This is a genomic window from Streptomyces sp. NPDC001220, from assembly GCF_053597895.1.
Map to the genome: position 1 here is coordinate 156,941 of NZ_JBSFJE010000013.1, position 21,255 is coordinate 178,195.

Sequence of the window (21,255 nt, forward strand, 5' to 3'; positions counted from 1 at the left end):
TGCCCGAGCGCTGGAGAGAGGCTTCCGCGATGCACGCCCTGCAGTACGAACTGACCCTGCCCGCCGACTACGACATGGGCATCGTCCGTGACCGGGTGGCCCGCGTCGGGCATCTGCTCGACGACTGGGAGGGCCTCGGCCTCAAGACGTACCTGGTGCGCGAGCGCGGTGTGCACGGCTCGCCGGTCAACCAGTACGCGCCCTTCTACCTGTGGAACACCGTGGAGGGCATGAACCGCTTCCTGTGGGGAGGCGCCTTCCAGGGACTCGTGAACGACTTCGGGCGGCCCGCGGCACGGCAGTGGTCGGGTCTTTCGTACGAGGAGGGCGGCGCGGCCGACGCGCGTGCGGCCTTCGCGGTCCGGCGGCGGGAACCGGTGCCGGACGGGACCGAGCTGTCCGGACTCATGGCGGACACGGCGCGCGAGACGCGGCGGGTCGCGGGCGAAGAGGGCGCGGTGCTGGCGGCGGCCGCCGTGGACACCGCCCGCTGGGAGCTGGTCCACTTCTCGCTCTGGGCCCACGAGGCCCCGAAGGCCGAGGGGGACGTCTTCCAGGTGCTGCACGTGTCGGCACCCGGCCGGGACCGGCTGCCGCGCGGGCGCCAGTGGTGAGCACCGTCCGTACGGTCCTCGGTGACGTGCGGCCCGAGGACCTCGGCGCGTGCGACGCGCACGACCACCTCTTCCTCCGCAGTCCAAGGCTCCCGGGCCAGGAGCTGGACGACGCGACCGCCGCGCGGGCGGAGCTGGCGGCGTTCCGCGCGGCGGGCGGGGCGAGTGTCGTGCAGTGGACGCCGTACGGGATGGGCCGGCGGGCCGGCGACCTGCCCGCGCTGTCCCGTGCCACCGGGGTGCATCTGGTCTGCGCGACGGGACTGCACCAAGCGGCCCATTACGCACCGGAGTTGCTCGAAAGGCTGGCCGGGCGGCTCGCCGACGTCTTCGTCGCCGAGCTGACCGAGGGCATCGGCACTTCCGGGGTGCGGGCCGGTCTGATCAAGGTGGCGGCCGGTTTCCACGCTCTCGACGCACACGCCCGTCGGACGATGACGGCCGCCGCCGAGGCCCACCACGCGACGGGCGCGCCGATCGCCGTGCACCTGGAGCTGGGCACCGGCGCGCTCGACGTACTGGACCTGCTGTGCGGGGAGTTGGGCGTCCCCGGCGAGCGGGTGATCCTCGGCCATCTCAACCGCTCCCCCGACCTGGCCGTGCAGCGCCAGGCCGCCGCCTCCGGCTGCTGGCTGGCCTTCGACGGGCCGTCCCGCGCGAACCACGCCACCGACTGGCGGATGCCGGAGGCCGTCCGGGCCCTGGCCGAGGCCGGCTTCGGGGACCGGCTGCTGCTCGGCGGGGACACCGTGGTGGCGGAGGCGCGGTCGGTGGACGGCGGTCCCGGCATGCCGTACCTGCTGCGGCGGATACGGCCGCGGCTGGAGGCGGAACTGGGTGCGGAGCAGGTACGGCGCGTCCTCGTCGACAACCCGGCCCGGGCCTTCGCCGTCGACTGGCGGTAGCCCACCGGGATGCCGACCGGCGGCCGCGGCTTCGCGGCGGCGGACCGGGCCTCGTGGGCCGGGTGGGTCCGGTAGGCCTCACGGCTCAGTGACGGGCCCTCACTGCAGCGCCCCCAGCGGATCGTCCAGGACCGGCTGCCACGCCAACTCGGCCGCTCCGACCAGGCTGTTGTGGCTCAGCGTGCACGGCAGGATCGGTACGCCACCGCTCTGGCCCCACAGGCTGCGGTCGGCGACGACGGCACGCAGCCGGTCGGGGTCGGCGTCCAGCAGGGTGCGGTGCAGCCCGCCGAGGATGATGCGGTCCGGGTTCAGGATGTTGACCAGGCCGGCCAGGCCCAGGCCCAGGCGGTCGATCAGGGCCTCGGCGGCCCCGCGCACGCTCGGGTCGGCGTAGTGGTCGCGGACCAGGTCCTCGGCCTGCCGGAGCAGCGACACCTCGGGGCCGGGCTCGCGGCCCGCCTCGATGAGCAGCGCCAGCGGATCCGCCTCGACGTCCAGACAGCCCCGGCTGCCGCAGTGACAGGGCCGGCCCTCGGGGTTGACGGTGAGGTGGCCGACCTCCAGGGCCAGTCCCGAACTCCCCGTGTGCAGACGGCCGTCGAGGACCAGCGCGCCGCCGACGCCCCGGTGCCCGGTGGCCACGCACAGCAGGTCGCGGGCGCCCCGGCCCGCGCCGTGCCGGTGCTCGGCGAGCGCGGCCAGGTTCACGTCGTTGCCCGCGAAGGCCGGGCCGGTGATCCCGGCCGCGCGCACGCACTCCGCGAAGATCCGGCGCACCGGCGCGCCCACCGGCCAGGCCAGGTGGAGGGGGTTGAGGGCGAGGCCCTCCGGTTCGGCGACGGCGGACGGCACGGCGAGACCGGCGCCGACGCAGCGCAGGCCGGTGGTGCGGAGCAGGTCGGCGCCCGCCTCCACCACCGAGCCGAGCACCTTCGCCGGGTCGGCGTCGACGGTCTCGCAGCCGGGTGCGGTGGCGACGATCCGGCCGCCCAGGCCGACCAGCGCGGCGCGGAAACCGTCGGCGTGGACCTGCGCGGCGAGCGCGACGGGGCCCTGTTCGGCGACCTCCAGGCGGTGCGAGGGGCGGCCCTGCGAGCCGGCCGCGGCGCCCGGGTGCGCGTCGACCCTGATCAGGCCGAGCGCCTCCAGTTCGGCGGCGACGGCGCCGGCCGTGGCCCGGGTGACGCCGAGTTCGGCGGTGAGCACCGCGCGGGTGGGGGCGCGGCCGGTGTGCACGAGTTCCAGTGCGGGGCCGAGTGCGCCGCGTCCTCGGTCCAACCGGGGTTTCGAGGTTCCGTTCCCCGTCGGGCCGGGGGCCGCCTTGCCGCTCATGAGAGGGAGTCTGCCATGATCCGCACGAGGGGCCGTATCGAAGGTGCGGCGCCGTTGGGGCTGGTCGCGCCCACGCGGCGGCAGCCGCATGCCGATACAGCCCCGCGCCCCTTACGGGGCGCTCCAGTCCGGGCGCATCAAAGGCCACTCACTCTCAGCGTCACGTTCAGACGGCCGGTCAGGCCCAGCTCCGCCGGGCCCGTGCCCGGGTACACCCTGGGCACCCCGTGATAGGCGAGCCGCGACTCGCCCCCGAACACGAACAGGTCGCCCGAGCGGAGTTCCACGTCCGTGTACGGCTTCGTCCTGCTCTCGGTGTTCCCGAAGCGGAACAGGCAGGTGTCCCCCAGGCTCAGTGACACCACCGGTGCGTTCGACCTCTCGTCGGCGTCCCGGTGCATGCCCATCCTGGCGTCGGCGTCGTAGAAGTTGATCAGTGCGACGTCGTACGACAATCCGCCCACCGCCCGCGGGCCCAGCGCGTCGGTCACCGCGCGGCGGCCCAGTTCGTCGAGCCAGGCCGGGAACGGCTTCACGGGGCTGTGGTCGCCGTCGACGACGCTGCGGGCGTAGGCGTACGGGTACCAGTGCCAGCCCAGGCAGACCTGGCGCGCGGTCATGGTGCCGCCCTGCGGCGTGCGGACCGTGCGCAGTCCGGCGGGTGGCCGGGCCCACTCCCGGCAGGCGGCCAGCAGCTCGCGCTGGCGCGGCGCGCTCAGCCAGTCGGGGACGTGCACGGCGCCCGGCGCCACCTGGGCGCACGCCCTCGGGAACAGTTCGTCCTCCATGCCCCCATCCTGCCCGACCGGGTCTGAGCTGCGGCTCCGCTAGCCTGGACGCACGATGAGCGACCGTATGACGACTGCGTGGGGCGAGTACGAGCTGTCCCGTTACCCCCAGGATCCGAGCGACCGGCTGCGTGCCTGGGACGCCTCCGACGCGTATCTGCTGAGGCATCTGGCCGAGGAACGGACCGGGCTGTCCGGCACGGTCGTGGTTCTCGGCGACCGCTGGGGCGCGCTGGTCACGGCGCTGGCCGAGCACCGGCCGACGCAGATCACCGACTCGTACCTGAGCCAGGAGGCGACCCGGGCGAACCTGGCGCGCGCGGGTGTCGAGCCGGGTACGGTGCGGTTGCTCACCACCCAGGACCCGCCGCCGGAGCGGGTGGACGTGCTGCTGGTGCGGGTGCCGAAGAGCCTGGCGCTGCTGGAGGACCAGTTGCTCAGGCTGGCGCCCGCCGTGCACGCGGACACGGTGGTGATCGGCACCGGCATGGTGAAGGAGATCCATACGTCGACGCTGCGGCTGTTCGAGCGGATCCTCGGCCCGACCCGTACCTCGCTGGCCGAGCAGAAGGCCCGGCTGATCCACTGCGCCCCGGACCCCTCGCTTCGGCGGCCGGTGAACCCGTGGCCGTACAGCTACGAGCTCCCGGACGGTGTCGGCGCGGTATCGGGGCGCACGGTCGTCAATCACGCGGGTGTCTTCTGCGCCGACCGGCTCGACATCGGTACCCGGTTCTTCCTCCGTCATCTGCCCGGGGGCGGGCGCCGGATCGTGGACCTGGGGTGCGGCAACGGGGTGGTCGGTACGGCGGTGGCGCTGGCCGATCCGACGGCCGAGGTGCTGTTCGTCGACGAGTCGTTCCAGGCGGTGGCCTCGGCGGAGGCCACCTACAAGGCCAACGGGGTGCCCGGCCATGCCGAGTTCCGGGTCGGGGACGGGCTGGCCGGGGTCGCGGCCGGGAGCGTGGACACGGTGCTGAACAACCCGCCGTTCCACTCCCACCAGGCGACCACCGACGCCACGGCGTGGCGGATGTTCACCGGGGCGAAGCGGGCGCTGCGACCGGGCGGCGAGCTGTGGGTGGTCGGCAACCGGCATCTGGGCTACCACGTGAAACTGCGCAAGCTGTTCGGCAACAGCCAACTGGTCGCCAGTGACCCGAAGTTCGTCGTGCTGAAGGCGGTCAGGCGGGGGTAGTCCGCAGGACTCCGATGATCCGTGTGACCTCCCGGGCCATCGCGTCCCTGCCCACGCTGAGGTACTTGCGGGAGTCGACCGCCTCGGGGTGGTCCGCGAGGAAGCCGCGGATCGCGGCGGTCATCGCCATGTTGAGTGCCGTGCCGACGTTGACCTTGGCGATACCGCCGGCGACCGCGGCGACCAGGCCGTCGTCCGGGACTCCGGAGGAGCCGTGCAGGACCAGCGGTACGGGCACGGCGGCGGACAGGCGTGCGAGGAGGTCGCGGTCGAGGGCCGCGGTGCGGGTGGTCATGGCGTGCGCGCTGCCGATCGCCACGGCCAGCGCGTCGACCCCGGTGCCGGCGACAAAGGCCCGCGCCTCCTCGGGATCGGTGCGGGCACCGGGCGCGTGCGCGTCCACCGGCGGGCGGCCGCCCTTGCCGCCGACCTCGCCCAACTCGGCCTCGATCCATAGCCCTTGGGCGTGGGCCCAGTCGACAGCCGTCGCGGTCGCCGCGAGGTTCTCGGCATACGGCAGCCTGGAGGCGTCGTACATCACCGAGCTGAAGCCGGCCGCGGGCGCCTGCCGGAGCAGTTCGTCGCTCTGGACGTGGTCGAGGTGCAACGCGACGGGCACGCGGGCCCGTTCGGCGGCCGCGGTGGCGGCGCGGGCGAGCGGGAGCAGCCGTCCGTAGCGGAACTTGACGGCGTTCTCGCTGACTTGGAGGACCACGGGCGAGCCGGCCGCCTCGGCGCCGGTGACGACGGCCTCCACGTGCTCCAGGGTGATGACGTTGAACGCGGCGACGGCGGACCGGGCCTCGGCGGCCCGGGTCAGCAGCTCACCGGTGGCTGCCAGCGGCACGGTCACGCCTCCCCGGACGGGGCGAGGATCACCGAGCGGGTGAGGTGGCGAGGCTGGTCGGGGTCGAGGCCCCGGACGGCGGCGAGGGCGACCGCGAGGCGCTGGGCGCGGACGAGTTCGGCGAGCGGGTCGAGGGCGCCCTCGATCCACAGTCCCCCGGTGGCGCGGACCTGTTCGGCGAGTCCGGCGGGCGCCGGGCCGAGCGTCCAGGTGGCCGTGGAGCGGGTGGTGACGCTGATCGGGCCGTGCCGGTACTCCATCGCCGGGTAGGCCTCGGTCCAGGCCAGCGCGGCCTCGCGCAACTTCAGCCCGGCCTCGCCGGCCAGTCCGACCGTCCAGCCGCGCCCCAGGAAGGTGAACTGCGTGGACTCGACCAGGCCTGACGGCAGGGGGGCCGAGAGCGCGGTGCGGGCGTCGGCGACCACCGCGTCGGTGTGCAGGCCGAGATGGGCGCGCAGGAGGGTGAGGGCGGTGGTCGCGAACCGGGTCTGGACGACGGAGCGTTCGTCCGCGAAGTCCAGGACGACGAGGTCGTCGGCGGCCCGCAGCACCGGGGTGCCGGGGTCGGCGGTGATCGCCGAGGTGCGCACGCGCCCCTTCAACTGCCCGAGCAGGTCGAGCACTTCGGTGGTGGTGCCGGACCGGGTCAGGGCGAGCACCCGGTCGTAGGAGCGTCCGTGCGGGAACTCCGAGGCGGGGAACGCGTCCGTCTCGCCCTGCCCCGCGGACTCCCGCAGTACCGCCGCCGCCTGCGCCATGAAGTACGAGGTGCCGCATCCGACGATGGCGACCCGCTCCCCCGCCGCCGGCAGCGCCCCCGCGTGCAGCCCGGCCTCTTCCGCGGCCCGTATCCAGCACTCGGGCTGGCTGTACAGCTCGTCCTCGACATGTGTCACGCCGCACCCTCCCCAGATTTGATTGTTCTTGCAAGATAGAGGCAGCTTTCGAGCACAATCAAGCATTCTGACGGAGACGAGGTGGGTTAGGGTCGCGAGGAGATCGAGGAACGGAGGCGGTTGATGTCGCGCGACGCCCGCTGGAAGGCGCTGCTCGAGCTGCTCGTCGAGCGCGGCCGTCTGGAGGTCGAGGAGGCGGCGGCGGAGCTGGCGGTGTCGGCGGCGACGATCCGCCGGGACCTCGACCAGCTCGCCGAGCAGCAGATGCTGGTGCGCACCCGGGGCGGGGCGGTGGTGCACGGGGTGTCGTACGAGCTGCCGTTGCGCTACAAGACCGCCCGGCGGGCCTCGGAGAAGCAGCGGATCGCCAGGGCGGTGGCGGAACTGGTCGCGCCGGGCGAGGCGGTGGGGCTGACCGGCGGTACGACCACCACGGAGGTGGCCCGCGCCCTCGCCGTGCGCGGCGACCTCGCCACCGGCACGCCGGCCCTGACCGTCGTCACCAACGCGCTCAACATCGCCAACGAGCTGGCCGTACGGCCCCAGTTCAAGATCGTGGTGACGGGCGGGGTGGCACGCCCGCAGTCGTACGAACTCATCGGGCCGCTCGCGGACGGCGTGCTGGGTCAGATCACCCTCGATGTGGCGGTGCTCGGGGTGGTCGCCTTCGACGTCGTGCACGGGGCCGCGGCCCATGACGAGGCGGAGGCCGCGATCAACCGCCTGCTGTGCGAGCGTGCCGCCCGGGTGGTCGTCGCCGCCGACTCCAGCAAGCTGGGCGGCCGGGCCTTCGCCCGGATCTGCGCGGCGGAGCTGGTGGACACACTGGTGACGGACACGGCGGCGGCGCCGGAGACGGTAAGTCGGTTCGAGGAGGCGGGGATCCGGGTCATGACCGTGTGACCCGGCCGCGGAACCCGTCGGACACCGCCGTGTCCGCGCCGGGTCGGACACCGCCGGCATCCGCGCCGGGTCGGATACCGCTGATGTCCGCGCCGGGTCAGATGCCGCTGATGTCCGCGCTGACGAAACCCGCGCCCCGCTGGTCGTTGCAGCCGAACACGGGCCGGTCGGCCGGGTCGGGCCAGCTCTGGTGGGCCTGGAGGGCGACGCTCACCAGGGTCAGCAGCAGATCGACGTCGCTCGCGGCGTCGAGTCGTATGGTCACCCACTGCGAGCCCGGGACGATGCGGATCGCCCCCGTGCTCCTGAGGTCCTTGGCGAAGTGCCGGATGGCATGGGTGGTGAGACGCAGGTCCACATCGCGCTCCGAGTGGAAGTGCGCGATCTCGCCCTGCGACGAACTCACGGCCTGACCAAGACCACAGCTGGGTACCGCCTGGGTCAGGTCGGGCCAGGTCGCCAGTTGCGCCAGCGCGCGCGAGGCCAACGTCATGGGGCCATCATGGACCGCTCACTCTCCGGTAACCAACCAGCGAGCAGTTATTAACCGTGCTGTTGCCGGACTCCGTCCGAACACAGATGCCCGAGGTGAGTGAATATCCGCAGGAATTCAGTGGTTCGAGGGACGGAAGGTATCTCTCGGACGTCCGGGACTCACGTGGCGAACGTCACGTTCTACGCACGTCTGGCACCGGTGGCCGCGAACGCGTCGGCGGTCGCGAGGTCGAAGTCCCCGTGGTCGCTGCCGAGGCCCTGGGCGACGAGGGCCGCCACGGCGTTGCCGAGCACCGCGGACTCCCGTGGGCCGCGGCCCAGCCCCATGCCGTGGACGAATCCGGCGGAGAAGGCGTCGCCGCAGCCGGTGGTGTCCACGACGTCGACCTCGAAGGCCGGGACGGCCTCGGTGCCCCCGGCGTTGACCAGCAGGGCGCCGTCACCGCCGCGGGTGACCGCGACGAGTCCGGCCCCGGCGCCGACCAGCTTCCTCGCGCCGGCCTCCAGGTCGTCCTCGCCGGAGAAGCCCAGTACCTGGTCTTCGTTGGGGAGGAGGTGGTCCACGTAGGGCAGTGCCGCCGCGATCTGCTCGAAGTTGCCGAGCACACCGGGCGCGAGCAGGTCCACGGAGGTCGTCACACCGTGCTCCCTGGCGAAACGCAGGATGCGGGTGGCGGCCTCGACGCCGATCAACTCCGGTCCGCCGAGGTGGAGATGGCCGGCCTCGGCGAGGGCGTCCCAGGGCACGTCGTCGACGCCGTAGGTGATGTTGGCGCCGAGCAGATGGAGGGAGGGCCGCTCGCCGTCGGGACGGATGGGCAGCACGCTGGCCGAAGTGGCGCTGTCGGTACGGCGGACGAGGAACCGGGTGTCGATTCCGGCCCTGGCCAACAGTTGCACGAGCAGGTCGCCGGCCGCGTCGGCGCCGACGGCCCCGGCGCTCTGCACGGTGGCGCCGAGCTTGGCCAGGGTGAGCGCCGTGCCGCCGGCGGTCCCGGCGGCCGTCACCCTGATGTCCTCGACCAACGTGGTGCCTTGCCCCTCGGGTATCGCGACCACCGGCCGCACCAGCACGTCCAGCACGTGCACGCCCATCGTGATGACTCTCATGGCCTGCCCTTCCGCAGGGATCGGGTGGTGCCGTAGTCCCGGGCGATCGCCGCCTCGACCACCGCGAGTTGCTGCTGCTCGTCGAGGACGCGGGGCGTTCCGATCGCCGCCGCACGCTGATAGACGTCGCAGGCCCATTCGAGCAACAGGGCGTTCTCCACGGCCTTGTCGAGGGTCGGGCCGACGGTGACCGCCCCGTGGCCGGCCAGCAGCGCGGCGCTGCGGCCGTCGAGCGCGGTGAGTACCGACTCGGCGAGTTCCGGGGTGCCGAAGGTGGCGTACGGCGCCACCCGCACGGTGCCGCCGAGGGCGAGCAACTGGTAGTGGATGCAAGGCAGTTCGTCGAGCACACAGGAGAGGGCGGTGGCCACCGGCGCGTGGGTGTGAACGACCGCACCGACGCCGTAACGCCGGTAGGCCCCCAGATGCAGGTCGAGTTCGGAGGTCGGCTGCAGGAACCCGGCGACGACCTTTCCGTCGAGGTCGACCACCGTCACCTGGTCGGCGGTGAGTCGGGCGAGCACCGCCCCGGTCGCGGTGACCGCGATCAGGTCCCCCGCCCGCACGCTGACGTTTCCCGTCGTGCCGAAGAGCAGGCCCGCCGCTCCCAGACGAGCGCAGGCGTCCGCCACCGCCACCCGCTCCTGGATCAGCGCGGAGCTTGAGAGCGTCATGGCCGCGACGGTAACGTAAACCTGAAACAAAGTCACGTTCAGATTCAGGAGCCGTGAGTGAGCGAGCCGACCGTCGAGGAGACCGGGGCCGCCCTGCGCAGAACTCCCCAACAGGCCCGCAGCAAAGCCCGGTTGGCGCGAGTACTGGAGGCCGCGGAGCGGGTTCTGGTCGCCGAGGGCGTGGCGGCGCTGACCACGACCCGGGTGGCGGCGGCGGCCAAGGTGTCGGTCGGCTCGCTGTACCAGTACCTGCCCGACCGGGACGCGATCATCGACGCGCTGGCGGCGACGTACTTCTCCCGGCTGGAAGGGGCGATGGACGATCTCGTCCGCGCCGCGGGCACCGAGCACTGGGACGACCCGGTGGGGGTGCTCATCGACGGCTTCGCCGCGCTCTACCGTGCCGAACACGGCTTCCGGGCCCTGTGGTTCGGCAGCGGACTGACCGACCGGGCCCGGGAGGCGGACCGCGAGCACAAGCGCCGTATGGCCGACGGGGTGCGCCGGACACTGCTCGCGCTCGGGATCGCCGGCGACACGGAGGCGCTCGGCCGGGCCTGCCACGCCGCCGTCCTCGTCGCCGACGCCCTCGCCCAGGAGGCCTTCCGCCGCGACCCCGAGGGCGACACGGCCCTCCTCGACGAGGCCAAGGTCATACTCCGCGGCTACCTCGCGGTCATCGCGGGGCGCGCGGAGCCACGGAACACCTGAGCGTCCACCGCGACCGCGATCGCCCACCTGAACCCGGACATCCTGGGGCAAGGCCGCCCACCGACGGCCTTGCCCCAGGACGGCACCCCGCCTAGCCTGATTTTGTGCCGCAAATAAACAAAGCCCGAACCCACAACGACGTGCCGGGCACCGACGACCGCCTCCTCCGGCTCCGTGTCGTCCTCACGGCCTTCTTCGCCCTCGACGGCTTCGTCTTCGCCGGCTGGGTCGTCCGCATCCCCGCCATCAAGCACCAGACCGGCGCCTCGGCCGGCACCCTCGGCCTGGCCCTCCTCGGCGTCTCCGCCGGAGCCGTCGTCACGATGATGTTCACCGGCCGCCTCTGCCGCCGCTACGGCAGTCACCCGGTGACCGTGGTGTGCGGCGTGCTGCTGTCGCTGAGCGTCGCCCTGCCTCCGCTCACCCACTCGGCACTGACCCTGGGCCTCGTCCTGCTGGTCTTCGGTGCCGCCTACGGAGGGCTGAACGTCGCCTTCAACAGCGCGGCGGTCGACCTGGTCGCCGCCCTGGGGCGCCCGATCATGCCGAGCTTCCACGCGGCCTTCAGCCTGGGCGGCATGACCGGCGCGGGACTGGGCGGCCTGGTCGCCGGGGACTTCTCGCCCACCCGGCACCTGCTCGGCCTCAGCGTGATCGGCCTGCTGGTCACCGCTGTCGCCGGCCGTGCTCTGCTGCGCTGCGAGGCGCCGGTCCCGCACGCCGAGGAGCACTCCGACACCGCCCCGCGCCGCCTGGACACGCGCACGCGCCGGCTGGTCGTCGTCTTCGGCCTGATCGCGCTGTGCACGGCGTACGGCGAGGGCGCGATGGCCGACTGGGGCGCGCTGCATCTGCGCCAGGACCTGGATGCCTCGCCGGGTCTCGCGGCGGCCGGTTACACGTGTTTCGCCCTGGCCATGACGGTCGGCCGCGCGAGCGGAACGCGGCTGCTGGAGCGGCTCGGCAGGTCCCGCACGGTGGTCTTCGGCGGCAGCACGGCCGCGGCCGGCATGCTCCTCGGCTCGCTCGCGCCCTCGGTGTGGGCGGCACTGATCGGCTTCGCCGTCACGGGACTGGGCCTGGCCAACCTCTTCCCCGTGGCCGTGGAGCGGGCGGGCGCCCTGGCGGGCCCGTCCGGCGTCGCCACGGCATCCACGTTCGGTTACGGCGGCATGCTGCTGGGGCCGCCGGCGATCGGCTTCATGGCGGAGTGGACGTCCCTGTCGACCGCTTTGACGAGCGTGGCGGTGCTGGCGGGGGCAGCCACCCTCATAGGCGCGACGACAAGGTGACCGACGCGGGTGACCGACGCGGGTGACGGACCCGGGTGACGGACCCAGGAAGTGGGGCTGCACGGGATGTGCGGCTGCACGGGACGCTCGTCTCTTCGGTCCGGCGGCCCCGTCAGTCCAGCAGCCCCGGCTCCCGTACCGACTCCAGCAGGCCGGAGAGTCGCGCCGTGTCGGCGGTCGTCCAGCCCGGTGGCCGCGTGATCTCGGCCCACGCGCTCGTCGGCATGGTGCCGTACCGGTGCCCGTATCCGTCCGGCACGCTGTCCGCGCCGGCCAGATCGCAGGCCACCTGCCAGAACGTGAGCAGCGGGTACCAGCGCATCGCCGGTGAGACGTCCCGGGCGCGCGGGCGGTCCAGCCAGTCCGGCTGGTGGAAGGCGAGGGCGGGTGACCACCAGACGACGGGGTCGGAGCCGTTCTGGAGGTAGACCGCGCGGGGCTCTCCCCAGGGCGCGGGCGGGATGCCGTAGTCCTTCGGCACCTGCGCGAAGCGCACATGCGCACCGTCGTCGACCACCGGCCGCCACTCGGGGCTGCCCGGCTGCCGCTGCGCGGTGACCTTCTTCCACAGCGGGTTGTCGTAGGTCGGCCCGACGAACAGCGCGCCGCCGGTCTCCGAGGTGAGCGTGGACAGGGAGCCGTCGAGGGCGGACTCCATGGAGAAGGAGCCGAGGCTCTCGCCGTAGACGAGGAGCCGGGGGCGGGAGCCGGCCGGGAGGGTCCGCCACTTGGCGTAGACGGCGTCGAAGAGGGCGCGCCCGGTGTCGGCGGCCTCGTCCTCGGTGAGCGCGGAGACCCAGCTGGGCAGGTAGGAGTACTGCATGGCGACCTCGGCGGTGTCGCCGCCCCACATGTACTCCAGGGGTTTGCTGCCCTGGTCGTTGATCCAGCCGGTGCCGGTGGTGCCCATCACCGCGAGGATCTTCCGGGAGAAGCCCCCGGTGCGTTCGAGTTCGCGTACGGCGAGGGCGGCGCGTTCGTCAAGGGTGTCGGCGGTGCGCAGGCCGACGTAGACGCGTACCGGGTCCTTGGCCGGGCGGCCGGTGAAGGCGGCGATGTCGGCGCGGGTGGTGGCCGTACCGACGAAGTCGCGGCCCCTGGCACCGAGGGTGTCCCAGTGGGCGGCGGACCGGGGGGTGCCGGAGAGGGTGGGCAGGCCGGGCTGGTGGACGCCCTCGGCGGTGCCCTGGTCGGCGAGGGACGCGGCGCCCTCGATCGCGTCCAGCGCCCCGCGCAGCAGGAAGCCCTGGACGATGCCGACGATCACGAACGCGACGAGGGCGACCCCGGTGGCGTACGCGACCGGGCGCGGGATGTGCGCGCCGAGCGGGCGGGCGACCAGGCGGGTGCCGAGCCGTACCGTCCGGCCGAGCAGGAGCAGCACCGTGCCGACGAGCGCGGCGACCACCGGGACCAGCGCCCACTGCCACCAGACCACCTGCGGGGGCAGGGTCACCGCACGGCGGACCTGCCCCTCCCAGCGGACACTCCAGGCGGTGACGGCGACGACCGCGGCGGCCCCGAGGACCCCGAGGGCCGCCCAGACGATCCTGCGGACCCGCGGACGGATACGGAAGCCCGCCCAGCGGAGCAGAGACCGGGCGAGCGTCTCCAGTACGGCGCCGACGGCGTAGCCGACGACCGCCGAGACGCCGGCGACCAGGCCCTGGAGCCACCAGGCGCGCGGCAGCAGGGAAGGCGTGAGGGACAGGCAGTAGCACAGGACCGCCACGGCGATTCCGCACCAGCACGGCCGCCGCCGGACCACTCGGTCGGGGCCCGCGTGCCGGCGTACCCGCTCCGTCACCCGACGGGTCCAGTCCCTCGTACGATTCACAGCATCGCCCGCAACACCCACTTGGCCACCTCGGGACCACGATCGGCCACCGCACCGGCCGCCGCATCCGGAAGGCCGCCGAGCCCGCCCTCGAGGCCGCTCTCCTGGGCGGCAAAAGGTGCAGAGCAGTACGGGATATCTCATCGTGGTGGGCATGGCCCAGGCCCAGACGACCGAGAGTCCCCGCTCCTCGCCGCCTGCGGCCAAGGACAGCGGCGACAACGCGGTCGCGTTGGAGCCGGGCGTGGTGTTCACCTACGACCGCAACACCCAGACCAACACCCTGTTGCGCACGGCGGGCGTCGAGGTCATCACCATCGTCGGCGCCGAACTGGGCCGGGGACGCGGCGGCGGGCACTGCATGATGTGCCCGCTGCTGCGCGACCCGGTCGAGTTCTGACTCCCCCGGCCAGGACCCGGAGATGCCCCTCCCCCGGCTCCCCACCCGGGCCGCCCTGGTGGCGGTGGTGGTCGTACTGGTGGCGGCCAATCTCCTGGACAACCGCTGGGCACGGTCCTGGATCCTGCTGACCGCGGTCGCCGCCTCGGCGGTCCTGGTGGCGCTGCTGTTCTGGGCCGGGGGCGGCTGGACGGAGCTGGGGCTGGGCCGGAACACGCTCGCGGACGGGGTGCGCTGGGCGGTCGCCCTGATCGGGATCGTCGCGGCGGTCTATCTGTGCGGGGCCCTGGTCCCGGTCACCCGCGGGCTGTTCGCCGACCAGCGGACCAATGCGCTGGACGGGGCGCAGATCGCCTTCAAGGCGCTGGTGGCGGTGCCGGTGGGGACCGTACTGCTGGAGGAGATCGCCTTCCGCGGGGTGCTGTTCGCGCTGCTGCGCCGGCTGCGCACGGCGACGACGGCCGCCGTCCTGTCCTCCGTGCTGTTCGGTCTCTGGCACATCCTGCCCTCGCTGAACCTCAACAAGGACAAGCCGACGCTGGGTTCGGCCTTCGGGCAGTCGGTCGCCGGGGCGGTCCTGGTGGACATCGGGGCGGTGCTGTTCACCGCCTTGGCGGGCTGTCTGCTGTGCTGGCTGCGCGACCGCAGCGGCTCCCTGCTCGCACCGATGGCCCTGCACTGGGCGGTCAACGCGCTGGGCTACGCGGTGGGGTTCCTGCTGCGCTAGGGCATGCCACGCCGACACGGTACGCACCGCCGGGCCTGCCACAGGGGTACGTGCCGCGCTGGTGCGGGCCACCGGGGGCTGCCAGGCTGGCGCGTGCCACCGGGGCCTGCCGCGCTGGTGCGGGCCACCGGAGCCTGTCGTACGGGTGCGTGCGGCACGGGTGCACACCGCCGGGGCCTGCCGTACGCGTGCGTGCCGTGCTGGTGCACACCACCGGGGGCTGCCGCGCTGGTGCGGGCCACTGGAGCCTGTCGTACGGGTGCGGGCCACCGGAGCCTGTCGTACGGGTGCGGGCCACCGGAGCCTGTCGTACGGGTGCGGGCCGTACGGGTGCGGGCCGTATCGGGCAGACTCGCGGGATGGAGACTGCCGAGTATCTTCAGATCCTGGACCGGGAGGGCGGGTCGTTGGCCGCGGCCGCCGTGGTGGCGGGCCTCGACGCCGAGGTGCCGACCTGCCCGGACTGGCAGGTGCGCGACCTGCTGCGGCACACGGGCACCATTCACCGGTGGGCCGCCGGGGTCGTCGCCGACGCCCACCCCGGACCCCGGCCCATCCCGGACCCGCCCGACCTCGACGGCACCGAGTTGACCACCTGGTTCCGGGACGGCCACCGCATCCTCGTCGACACCCTGGCCGGCGCACCGCGGAACGTGACGTGCTGGACCTTTCATCCGGCCCCCGTCCCTTCACCCCTCACCTTCTGGCTGCGCCGCCAGGCCCACGAGACGACCGTGCACCGGTACGACGCCGAGGCCGCCCGGGGCGGGCCGGTCTCCCCGATCGCCACGGACTTCGCGGTGGACGGTATCGACGAACTGCTGCGCGGCTTCCACGCCCGCTCCCGCAGCCGGCTCCGTTCCGAGTACCCGCGGGTGCTCCAGGTGCGCGCGGCGGACCGGGACGCGGCCTGGACCGTGAGGCTGTCGGCGGAGCCGCCCGTCACGGAACCCGGCGCGTTCCCTGGCGCGACGGCCGAACTCTCCGGGCCCGCCGACGAGTTGTACCTGGCGCTGTGGAACCGGGTGCCGGTGCCGAAGGTGATCGGCGACCCGGAACTGGCCGACCTGTGGCGGACCAGGTCCGGGATCTGACCGCCGGCTCTAGCCGGCCAGCATCCGGGTGAGCACCGCGCGCTGCACCGGCAGCACCTCGCCGTGCAGCGCGCGCCCCTTGCCGGTGAGCGCCACCCGCACGCCCCGCCGGTCCTCCGGGCACATGGCCCGCTCGACCAGGCCGTCCTTCTCGAGCCGGGCAACCAGCCGGGACAGCGCGCTCTGGCTCAGGTGCACCCGCTCGGCGATCTCCTGGACGCGGTAGCTGCAGCCACCGTCAGCCGCCGAACCGTCGGAGAGCAGGTCGAGGACCTCGAAGTCACTGGCGCACAGGCCGTGGCCGTGCAGGGCGCGGTCGAGTTCGCACTGGGTGCGCGCGTGCAGGGCCAGGATGTCCCGCCACTGCTCCACGAGCGCCTGCTCGGGCTTCTTCGCCGCCATTCCCGCACCGTAGCAGAGAAACAGGATTGTTGCATCGTAATTAAATGCATTCGCATTCGATGCATGTGCATGTAGTGTCTGTGGGCATGACCTCTCCGCTCACCGCCCCTGTCTCCGAGGGACGCTGGACTCCCCGCCTCTGGGGCACCCTGCTGGTGCTCTGCGCCGCGATGTTCCTGGACGCCCTGGACGTGTCGATGGTCGGCGTCGCGCTGCCCTCGATCGGCTCCGACCTGCAGCTGTCGACCTCCACGCTGCAATGGATCGTCAGCGGCTACATCCTGGGCTACGGCGGCCTGCTGCTGCTCGGCGGCCGTACCGCCGACCTGCTGGGCCGCCGCCAGGTGTTCCTGGTGGCCCTCGGCGTCTTCGCCCTCGCCTCGCTGCTCGGCGGCCTGGTCGACTCGGGCCCGCTGCTCATCGCCAGCCGCTTCATCAAGGGCCTGAGCGCGGCCTTTACCGCGCCGGCCGGCCTCTCGATCATCACCACCACGTTCCCGGAGGGCCCGCTGCGCAACCGGGCCCTCGCCATCTACACCACCTGCGCGGCCACCGGTTTCTCCATGGGCCTGGTGCTGTCCGGCCTGCTCACCGAGGCCAGCTGGCGCCTCACCATGCTGCTGCCCGCTCCCATCGCCCTGATCGCGCTCGTCGCCGGCCTCAAGCTGCTGCCGCGCAGCGCCCGTGAACGCGACCACAACGGCTACGACATCCCCGGCGCGGTCCTCGGCACCGCCTCCATGCTGCTCCTGGTCTTCACCGTGGTGGAGGCCCCGCAGGTGGGCTGGGCATCGGCCCGCACCCTGCTGTCCTTCCTCGCGGTCGCCGTCCTGCTGACCGTCTTCGTCCGGGTCGAGCGCCGCTCCCCCGGCCCGCTCATCCGGCTCGGCGTGCTGCGCTCCGGCAACCAGATCCGCGCCCAGCTCGGCGCGGTCGCCTTCTTCGGCTCCTACGTCGGCTTCCAGTTCCTGACCACCCTGTACATGCAGTCCCTGCTCGGCTGGTCGGCGCTGCACACCGCCCTGGCCTTCCTGCCGGCGGGCGCCCTGGTGGCGGTGTCCTCCACCAAGGTCGGCGCGATCGTGGACCGTTTCGGCACCCCGCGGCTGATCGCGGCGGGCTTCGCGTTCATGGTCCTCGGCTACGCGCTGTTCCTGCGCATCGACCTGGACCCGGTGTACGCGGCGGTGATCCTGCCGTCGATGCTGCTGATCGGCGCCGCCTGCGCGCTGGTCTTCCCCTCGCTCAACATCCAGGCCACCAACGGGGTCGACGACCACGAGCAGGGCATGGTCTCCGGGCTCCTGAACACCTCGGTGCAGGTGGGCGGCGCGATCTTCCTGGCCGTCGTGACGGCCGTGGTCACGGCGGGCGCCCCGGCGCATGCGACGCCGCAGGCGATGCTCGACAGCTACCGCCCCGGCTTCATGGTGGTCGCGGGCGTGGCCCTCGCCGGGCTCCTGATCACACTCACCGGGCTGCGCACCCGGCGTCCGCAGCAGAGCGTGGTGATCGCCAAGTCCACCGCCCTGGAGGCGGAGCGCGTGTCCGTGCGCGACTGACGCGCGACACGCGGCTGCAGGGGGGCGCCTCCGAACGTGCGCCCGGCGGGGCTGGTTGCTCCGCCGGGCGCACGGGTGTGACACTGCCTGCATGACGGGTCACGGGGGACGGCGCGGTCAGGCCGAGCGGGACGCGATCACCGTGGAGATCGGATACGCGCTCTGCAGTGCGGTGTTCGCGGCCGTGGTGGTCTTCGGAGCGGTGGCGGGACCGGTACTGCTCTTCGATCTGCCCGGCGGCCTCGAACGTGCGCTGCCACCGGTGGGCATGGCCCTGGCCACCGTGGTGTTCTTCGCCCGGGTCGTCAGCGTGCTGGTCCGCTTCCAGCGGTCCTCTCAGCCCAGCCAGCCGGGCCGCACCAACCCCGACTCATAGGCCAGGACGACCAGTTGGGCCCGATCGCGGGCGCCCAGCTTGACCATCGTGCGGCTCACATGGGTCTTTGCGGTGAGCGGGCTCACCACCAGGCGGCGGGCGATCTCCTCGTTGGACAGGCCGATGCCGACCAGGGCCATCACCTCCCTCTCCCGCTCGGTGAGTCGGGCGAGGGCGTCGGCGGCGGCCGGCTCCTTGGAACGCGCCGCGAACTCCGCGATCAGCCGGCGCGTCACCCCCGGCGACAGCAGCGCGTCCCCGCCCACCACCGCCCGGACGGCCCGCACGAGTTCCTCCGGCTCGGTGTCCTTCACCAGGAACCCGGAGGCGCCGGAGCGGATCGCCTCGAAGACGTACTCGTCCAGTTCGAACGTCGTCAGCATCACCACCTTGACGTCCTTCAGCTCCTCCTCCCCGGTGATACGGCGGGTCGCGGCCAGGCCGTCGAGATGCGGCATACGGATGTCCATCAGGACCACGTCGGGGCGCAGTTCGCGCACCTTGCGCAGTGCCTCCTCGCCGTCCGCCGCCTCCCCGGCCACCTCGACGTCCGGTTGCGCGTCGAGCAGCGCCCGGAAGCCGGCCCGCACCAGCGACTGGTCGTCGGCGAGCAGTACCCGGATCATCGGTCCTCCCGGTCGGTCAACGGCTGTACGGCATCGGTCGGGGGCACCACGACGTCGGTCGGGGGCACCACGACGTCGGTCGGGGGCACCACGACGTCGGTCGGGGGCAGCCCGGCAGCGGTCAGCGGCAGTAGGGCGATCACCTGGAAGCCCCCGTCGGCGCGCGGCCCCGCCTCGATCGTGCCACCCAGGGCGGCCGCCCGTTCCCGCATTCCGGCCAGTCCGTTCCCGCTGCCGCCCGCGTCCGCGCCGGTCGCGGGGCCGTCGTCGTCGATCCGCAACCGCAGCTCGCCGCCGCCGTGTTCGAGCCGTACGCGCGCGTGCCGTGAGCCCGAGTGCCGTACGACGTTGGTGAGCGCCTCCTGCACGATCCGGAAGGCGGCCAGATCGGCTCCGGGCGGCAGCCGCGGCGGCTCCCCCGCCACGGTCACCGTGAGTCCGGCGCTCGCCGCCTGTTCGACCAGTTCCGGCAACCGGCCGAGCCCGGGAGCGGGCGCGCGCGGCGCGTCTCCCGGCGCGCGCAGGGTGTCGAGCACCTGCCGCACCTCACCGAGCGCCTCCTTGCTGGCCGCCTTGATGGTGGTGAGCGCGGTCCGGGCCTGTTCGGGGTCGGAGTCCAGGAGCGCGAGCCCCATGCCCGCCTGAACGTTGATGACGGAGATGCCGTGCGCCAGCACGTCGTGCAGCTCGCGGGCGATCCGCAGCCGTTCCGCGTCCGCCCGCCGCCGGGCCGCCTGGGCGCGGTCGGCCCGCTCCCGCGCCCACTGCTCGCGCCGCAGCCGCACCAGCTCGGCCACGGAGACGACGATCAGCACCCAGGTGGCGATGACCAACTCCTGGCCGGGATGCGCCCCCGTGTCACCCGGTGGAGGCAGCCGGCGGTACAGCCAGAGCGAGATCAGCAGGTGGCCGCCCCACAGCATGCCGACGGCCGCCCAGGCGGCCCGGCGGCGCCCGGCGACGACGGCACTGAAGCAGGCCACGGCGACGGCCGCGAAGACCGGCCCGTACGGGTAGCCGGCCGCGACGTAGACGAGCGCGAGCGCCGCCGTGCCGAACACCACGGGCACGGGGCGCCGGTGCCGCCACAGCAGCAGCGCGCAGGTGGCCAGGAGCAGCAGGCGGCCGTACGCGTCGAGGGGTTCGCGGTGCGGCTGCTCGTGGGCGGCGAAGTTCGAGCCGACCAGTACCAGCACGGTGAGCGGGACGGTGGTGCGCCAGGGCAGCCGGCCGCGCGCCGGCTCGTCCATGCCGTCGTCGTCGCGGTGCCACCACGGGGGGCCGTAGTGCCACCACTGCGCGGGGCCGCGCTCCCGTTCCCGCTGCTCGTCCATGTCCGCCACGCTAGACGGCACCGGCCCGCGCGAGCGTCAGCCCGCCGAGGTGATCAGACGTACTCCCAGGGAAGTAGGCAGCCGGGTGCGGTGGGGTGGGGTGGCGTGGGGGGGGTGGCGTGGGGTGGGGTGCGGTGCCCTGGCGTGCAACGCCGTGCCCGTTCGGTGCAGAGCCGTGCCGTGCCGTGCCGTGCGGCGCCGTGCCGTGCGGTCCGGTGACCTGCAGCACCGTGCCGCGCGGTGGCGTCAGCGGCCGGGCGTGAGTTCGGCGACCTCCGCGTCGAACAGCCGCTCCGGGTCGAAGCCCATGCCCGCGAACTGCCCGGCGAGTTCGAGGGAGAGCACGCCGTGCATCCGGGTCCAGAACGCCAGCGCCCGGCGCAGCACCCCCGGCGACGCGGGGTGGCCCCCGGCCCACTCGCGGTGCTGGGCGAGGTGCGCGGTGAAACCGGCGGAGGCCGGCGCCTCGGGCTCGGCCGCCGCGCAGACGTCGAGCAGTGCGGCCATGATCTCCCGGGCGATGGCGGTGATGTCCTCCGGCGCGTGATAGCCGGGCACCGGCGTGCCGTAGACGAGGAAGTACCGCTGGGGGTCGTCGAGCGCCCAGCCGCGCAGGGCGCGCGCCAGGCCCTCGACGCCGGCCCGGGAGTCGGCGGCGGTGCGGAAGGTGTCGGCCAGGCCGCGGTAGGCGTCCCGGATCAGCTCGGTGATCAGCTCGTCCCGGCTGCCGAAGTAGCGGTAGAGGGCGGGGCCGCTCATGCCCAGCTCCTTGGCGATCGCGTTCAGGGACAGGCCCGACGCGCCGGACTTGGCGATCTGCTCCCAGGCGCGCGTCTTGATGTCGGCCCGCACCTGACTCCGGTACCGCTCGCGGGGGCTCACCGCATCTGCCGCCATGACCTGCACGCTCCTCTCGCTGCTGACGCACCGGACTCCCGAAGCCCGGGCGTCCCGGGTGTCCTGGGCGTCCCGGGTATTCCGGGTGTCCCGAGCGCTTCGAGGCTCCGGGGCTCCGGGTTTCCGAGCCTCTGACCTTCAGGACTGTTTCGTCCGTTTCAACCTATCAGTTTAGAGATGCCATCTAACAGTAGTTAGAGCACTCCGCGACGAGAGAGCTTGACACCTTGGC

The 21,255-nt window shown here is 73.2% G+C and carries 22 protein-coding genes and 1 pseudogene; 11 read left to right on the top strand and 12 right to left on the bottom strand.

The features are described 5' to 3' along the window. The first annotated feature begins 29 nt into the window (after positions 1 to 29). Both ACWDGI_RS29380 and ACWDGI_RS29385 read left to right on the top strand, forming a co-directional pair. Positions 30 to 614: a DUF4865 family protein gene (locus ACWDGI_RS29380; RefSeq protein ID WP_450764024.1), complete on the top strand. Its 585-nt coding sequence runs from the start codon at positions 30 to 32 to the stop codon at positions 612 to 614. Next, positions 611 to 1,519 carry a phosphotriesterase family protein gene (locus ACWDGI_RS29385; protein WP_450764026.1) on the top strand — a complete coding sequence of 303 codons (909 nt, stop codon included), beginning with the start codon at positions 611 to 613 and terminating at the stop codon, positions 1,517 to 1,519. The genes ACWDGI_RS29380 and ACWDGI_RS29385 overlap by 4 nt, the downstream gene beginning before the upstream one ends. 99 nt (positions 1,520 to 1,618) lie before the next feature. Here ACWDGI_RS29385 and ACWDGI_RS29390 read toward each other — a convergent pair whose 3' ends face one another. Together ACWDGI_RS29390 and ACWDGI_RS29395 are read right to left on the bottom strand one after the other, a co-directional pair. Further along, complete coding sequence (locus ACWDGI_RS29390) at positions 1,619 to 2,854, bottom strand: ROK family protein (RefSeq protein WP_450764028.1); 1,236 nt, start codon at positions 2,852 to 2,854, stop codon at positions 1,619 to 1,621. 137 nt (positions 2,855 to 2,991) lie between these two features. Then, positions 2,992 to 3,642 (bottom strand): alpha-ketoglutarate-dependent dioxygenase AlkB family protein, encoded by a 651-nt coding sequence (locus tag ACWDGI_RS29395; RefSeq protein WP_450764030.1) that lies wholly within the window; start codon positions 3,640 to 3,642, stop codon positions 2,992 to 2,994. Between the two features lie 67 nt (positions 3,643 to 3,709). On the opposite strand from ACWDGI_RS29395, the gene ACWDGI_RS29400 reads away from it, so the two are divergent. Then, positions 3,710 to 4,840 carry a methyltransferase gene (locus tag ACWDGI_RS29400; RefSeq protein ID WP_450764032.1) on the top strand — a complete coding sequence of 377 codons (1,131 nt, stop codon included), beginning with the start codon at positions 3,710 to 3,712 and terminating at the stop codon, positions 4,838 to 4,840. Here ACWDGI_RS29400 and ACWDGI_RS29405 read toward each other — a convergent pair. Continuing rightward, on the bottom strand, positions 4,827 to 5,687 hold the full coding sequence (locus ACWDGI_RS29405) for a class II fructose-bisphosphate aldolase (protein WP_450764034.1): 861 nt from the start codon (positions 5,685 to 5,687) through the stop codon (positions 4,827 to 4,829). The genes ACWDGI_RS29400 and ACWDGI_RS29405 overlap by 14 nt on opposite strands. A gap of 2 nt (positions 5,688 to 5,689) precedes the next feature. After that, positions 5,690 to 6,583: an SIS domain-containing protein gene (locus ACWDGI_RS29410; protein WP_450764036.1), complete on the bottom strand. Its 894-nt coding sequence runs from the start codon at positions 6,581 to 6,583 to the stop codon at positions 5,690 to 5,692. 123 nt (positions 6,584 to 6,706) lie between these two features. On the opposite strand from ACWDGI_RS29410, the gene ACWDGI_RS29415 reads away from it, so the two are divergent. After that, positions 6,707 to 7,486, top strand: a complete 780-nt coding sequence (locus tag ACWDGI_RS29415; protein ID WP_450764038.1) for a DeoR/GlpR family DNA-binding transcription regulator — start codon at positions 6,707 to 6,709, stop codon at positions 7,484 to 7,486. A gap of 97 nt (positions 7,487 to 7,583) precedes the next feature. Here ACWDGI_RS29415 and ACWDGI_RS29420 read toward each other — a convergent pair whose 3' ends face one another. From ACWDGI_RS29420 to ACWDGI_RS29430, 3 genes are all read right to left on the bottom strand, one after another. Beyond that, positions 7,584 to 7,979, bottom strand: a complete 396-nt coding sequence (locus ACWDGI_RS29420) for a luciferase domain-containing protein (RefSeq protein WP_450764040.1) — start codon at positions 7,977 to 7,979, stop codon at positions 7,584 to 7,586. A 182-nt stretch (positions 7,980 to 8,161) separates the two neighbouring features. After that, on the bottom strand, positions 8,162 to 9,091 hold the full coding sequence (locus ACWDGI_RS29425) for a carbohydrate kinase family protein (protein WP_450764042.1): 930 nt from the start codon (positions 9,089 to 9,091) through the stop codon (positions 8,162 to 8,164). Then, entirely contained in the window at positions 9,088 to 9,765 is a 678-nt protein-coding gene (locus tag ACWDGI_RS29430; RefSeq protein ID WP_450764044.1) for a class II aldolase/adducin family protein, read from the bottom strand. Before ACWDGI_RS29430 ends, ACWDGI_RS29425 begins: the two co-directional genes overlap by 4 nt. A 57-nt stretch (positions 9,766 to 9,822) precedes the next feature. On the opposite strand from ACWDGI_RS29430, the gene ACWDGI_RS29435 reads away from it, so the two are divergent. Together ACWDGI_RS29435 and ACWDGI_RS29440 are read left to right on the top strand one after the other, a co-directional pair. Next, positions 9,823 to 10,476, top strand: a complete 654-nt coding sequence (locus ACWDGI_RS29435) for a TetR family transcriptional regulator (RefSeq protein WP_450764046.1) — start codon at positions 9,823 to 9,825, stop codon at positions 10,474 to 10,476. 140 nt (positions 10,477 to 10,616) lie between these two features. After that, positions 10,617 to 11,768, top strand: coding sequence for an MFS transporter (locus tag ACWDGI_RS29440; RefSeq protein WP_450764048.1), 1,152 nt, complete (start codon positions 10,617 to 10,619; stop codon positions 11,766 to 11,768). A 112-nt stretch (positions 11,769 to 11,880) separates the two neighbouring features. Here the strand turns inward: ACWDGI_RS29440 and ACWDGI_RS29445 are convergent, their stop codons facing one another. Next, a complete protein-coding gene (locus tag ACWDGI_RS29445) occupies positions 11,881 to 13,500 on the bottom strand; it encodes an alpha/beta hydrolase (RefSeq protein ID WP_450764050.1) in 1,620 nt (539 codons plus the stop codon). A 310-nt stretch (positions 13,501 to 13,810) separates the two neighbouring features. On the opposite strand from ACWDGI_RS29445, the pseudogene ACWDGI_RS29450 reads away from it, so the two are divergent. The 3 genes and pseudogenes from ACWDGI_RS29450 to ACWDGI_RS29460 form a co-directional block, all read left to right on the top strand. After that, positions 13,811 to 14,005: pseudogene (locus ACWDGI_RS29450) on the top strand (arginine deiminase family protein); the annotation flags it as partial. A gap of 22 nt (positions 14,006 to 14,027) precedes the next feature. Beyond that, a complete protein-coding gene (locus ACWDGI_RS29455) occupies positions 14,028 to 14,732 on the top strand; it encodes a CPBP family intramembrane glutamic endopeptidase (RefSeq protein ID WP_450764052.1) in 705 nt (234 codons plus the stop codon). A gap of 359 nt (positions 14,733 to 15,091) precedes the next feature. Beyond that, positions 15,092 to 15,826: a maleylpyruvate isomerase family mycothiol-dependent enzyme gene (locus ACWDGI_RS29460; protein ID WP_450764054.1), complete on the top strand. Its 735-nt coding sequence runs from the start codon at positions 15,092 to 15,094 to the stop codon at positions 15,824 to 15,826. 9 nt (positions 15,827 to 15,835) lie between these two features. Here the strand turns inward: ACWDGI_RS29460 and ACWDGI_RS29465 are convergent, their stop codons facing one another. Then, positions 15,836 to 16,228 carry a MarR family winged helix-turn-helix transcriptional regulator gene (locus ACWDGI_RS29465; protein ID WP_450764056.1) on the bottom strand — a complete coding sequence of 131 codons (393 nt, stop codon included), beginning with the start codon at positions 16,226 to 16,228 and terminating at the stop codon, positions 15,836 to 15,838. 86 nt (positions 16,229 to 16,314) lie between these two features. Between ACWDGI_RS29465 and ACWDGI_RS29470 the strand changes: the two genes are divergently transcribed. Both ACWDGI_RS29470 and ACWDGI_RS29475 read left to right on the top strand, forming a co-directional pair. Then, positions 16,315 to 17,790: an MFS transporter gene (locus ACWDGI_RS29470; protein ID WP_450764058.1), complete on the top strand. Its 1,476-nt coding sequence runs from the start codon at positions 16,315 to 16,317 to the stop codon at positions 17,788 to 17,790. A gap of 91 nt (positions 17,791 to 17,881) precedes the next feature. Further along, entirely contained in the window at positions 17,882 to 18,166 is a 285-nt protein-coding gene (locus ACWDGI_RS29475) for a DUF6332 family protein (protein WP_450764060.1), read from the top strand. Here ACWDGI_RS29475 and ACWDGI_RS29480 read toward each other — a convergent pair. The 3 genes from ACWDGI_RS29480 to ACWDGI_RS29490 form a co-directional block, all read right to left on the bottom strand. Further along, positions 18,127 to 18,792, bottom strand: a complete 666-nt coding sequence (locus ACWDGI_RS29480; protein WP_450764062.1) for a response regulator — start codon at positions 18,790 to 18,792, stop codon at positions 18,127 to 18,129. The genes ACWDGI_RS29475 and ACWDGI_RS29480 overlap by 40 nt on opposite strands. Next, positions 18,789 to 20,126, bottom strand: a complete 1,338-nt coding sequence (locus ACWDGI_RS29485; protein WP_450764064.1) for a sensor histidine kinase — start codon at positions 20,124 to 20,126, stop codon at positions 18,789 to 18,791. The genes ACWDGI_RS29480 and ACWDGI_RS29485 overlap by 4 nt, the downstream gene beginning before the upstream one ends. A gap of 246 nt (positions 20,127 to 20,372) precedes the next feature. Beyond that, complete coding sequence (locus ACWDGI_RS29490; protein WP_450764066.1) at positions 20,373 to 21,023, bottom strand: TetR/AcrR family transcriptional regulator; 651 nt, start codon at positions 21,021 to 21,023, stop codon at positions 20,373 to 20,375. Positions 21,024 to 21,255: the final 232 nt, after the last annotated feature.

Coding starts and splice junctions, on each gene's coding strand:
- ACWDGI_RS29380 (WP_450764024.1), top strand. CDS start 30: ATGCACGCCCTGCAGTACGAACTGACCCTGCCCGCCGACTACGACATG.
- ACWDGI_RS29390 (WP_450764028.1), bottom strand. CDS start 2,854: ATGAGCGGCAAGGCGGCCCCCGGCCCGACGGGGAACGGAACCTCGAAA.
- ACWDGI_RS29395 (WP_450764030.1), bottom strand. CDS start 3,642: ATGGAGGACGAACTGTTCCCGAGGGCGTGCGCCCAGGTGGCGCCGGGC.
- ACWDGI_RS29400 (WP_450764032.1), top strand. CDS start 3,710: ATGACGACTGCGTGGGGCGAGTACGAGCTGTCCCGTTACCCCCAGGAT.
- ACWDGI_RS29415 (WP_450764038.1), top strand. CDS start 6,707: ATGTCGCGCGACGCCCGCTGGAAGGCGCTGCTCGAGCTGCTCGTCGAG.
- ACWDGI_RS29420 (WP_450764040.1), bottom strand. CDS start 7,979: ATGACGTTGGCCTCGCGCGCGCTGGCGCAACTGGCGACCTGGCCCGAC.
- ACWDGI_RS29425 (WP_450764042.1), bottom strand. CDS start 9,091: ATGAGAGTCATCACGATGGGCGTGCACGTGCTGGACGTGCTGGTGCGG.
- ACWDGI_RS29430 (WP_450764044.1), bottom strand. CDS start 9,765: ATGACGCTCTCAAGCTCCGCGCTGATCCAGGAGCGGGTGGCGGTGGCG.
- ACWDGI_RS29455 (WP_450764052.1), top strand. CDS start 14,028: ATGCCCCTCCCCCGGCTCCCCACCCGGGCCGCCCTGGTGGCGGTGGTG.
- ACWDGI_RS29460 (WP_450764054.1), top strand. CDS start 15,092: ATGGAGACTGCCGAGTATCTTCAGATCCTGGACCGGGAGGGCGGGTCG.
- ACWDGI_RS29465 (WP_450764056.1), bottom strand. CDS start 16,228: ATGGCGGCGAAGAAGCCCGAGCAGGCGCTCGTGGAGCAGTGGCGGGAC.
- ACWDGI_RS29470 (WP_450764058.1), top strand. CDS start 16,315: ATGACCTCTCCGCTCACCGCCCCTGTCTCCGAGGGACGCTGGACTCCC.
- ACWDGI_RS29475 (WP_450764060.1), top strand. CDS start 17,882: ATGACGGGTCACGGGGGACGGCGCGGTCAGGCCGAGCGGGACGCGATC.
- ACWDGI_RS29480 (WP_450764062.1), bottom strand. CDS start 18,792: ATGATCCGGGTACTGCTCGCCGACGACCAGTCGCTGGTGCGGGCCGGC.
- ACWDGI_RS29485 (WP_450764064.1), bottom strand. CDS start 20,126: ATGGACGAGCAGCGGGAACGGGAGCGCGGCCCCGCGCAGTGGTGGCAC.
- ACWDGI_RS29490 (WP_450764066.1), bottom strand. CDS start 21,023: ATGGCGGCAGATGCGGTGAGCCCCCGCGAGCGGTACCGGAGTCAGGTG.